The organism is Streptomyces sp. SDr-06, from assembly GCF_003324565.1.
In the GTDB taxonomy this organism is placed as follows: Bacteria; Actinomycetota; Actinomycetes; order Streptomycetales; family Streptomycetaceae; genus Streptomyces.
Genome location: NZ_QOLA01000077.1, coordinates 1 through 1,071, shown reverse-complemented (window position 1 = coordinate 1,071; position 1,071 = coordinate 1). Strand labels below are relative to the sequence as shown.

At 69.4% G+C, this 1,071-nt stretch carries 1 protein-coding gene; it reads left to right on the top strand.

Going from position 1 to position 1,071, the window contains the following annotated elements:
• Positions 1 to 46: 46 nt before the first annotated feature.
• On the top strand, positions 47 to 1,071 hold a 1,025-nt coding region (locus DT019_RS39055), incomplete at its 3' end, for an RHS repeat-associated core domain-containing protein (RefSeq protein ID WP_147267435.1).

The following is a 1,071-nucleotide window of genomic DNA, read 5'->3' as shown; positions in this document are numbered from 1 at the left end:
CGACGTCACCAACTACACCTACACGCCGTCCGGAGCCGTCACGTCCGTGTCCGACGTCCAGGACACGGGTCAGACCGACACTCAGTGCTTCACCTACGACTACCTCAACCGCCTCACCGAGGCCTGGACCGACAAGGGCGGCACCAGCACCGAACCGGCTCCGAAGGCCGCCGGCACCGGGGGCTGCACCAACACCAAGCCCAGCGCCGCGAACCTCGGCGGCCCGAACCCGTACTGGCAGTCCTACGGCTACGACCTGACCGGCAACCGCACCAGCGAGGTCGATCACGACGTAACGGGCAACGCCGACAAGGACACCACCCACACCGAGACGTACCCCACGGCGGGCCAGCCGCACCCGCACGCCGTCCAGTCGATGGCCACGGGAAGCAAGGCAGCCGGGACCAGCACGGACACCTTCGCCTACGACGCGTCGGGCAACACCACCGCCCACACCACGGGCGCCGGTACCCAGAACTTCACCTGGACCGACGAAGGCAAGCTCGACACCATCACCAAGACCCAGCAGGACAAGGGCACCGACTTCGTCTACGACGCCGACGGCAACCAGCTCCTGCGACACGACCCGAGCACGGCGACGCTGTACCTGCCCGGGACCGAGGTCGTCCTCGACAAGGCGGCCAACACCACCAGCGCCACCCGCTACTACGCCGCACCCGGCGGCCTGACCGTCGCCCGCAGCACCGGCGGCCACCTGACCTACCTGGCCTCCGACCCACACGGCACCGACAACGTCGCCATCGACTCGGCCACCCTGTCCGTCCAGCGCCGCCCGATGACCCCCTTCGGCCAGAACCGCAACGGGGCTCCGGCGCCCACCAGTTGGCCGGGCGACAAGGGCTTCGTCGGCGGCACCACCGACACCGAAACCGGCCTCACCAACCTCGGAGCCCGCGAATACGACCCGAACCTGGGCCGCTTCCTCTCCGTCGACCCGATCCTCGACCCGACCAACCCCCAGTCCATCAACGGCTACGCCTACTCGGGCAACACCCCGGTCACCAGCAGCGACCCGACCGGCCTGATGCAGATGTGCGGCGAGGGCGGCGC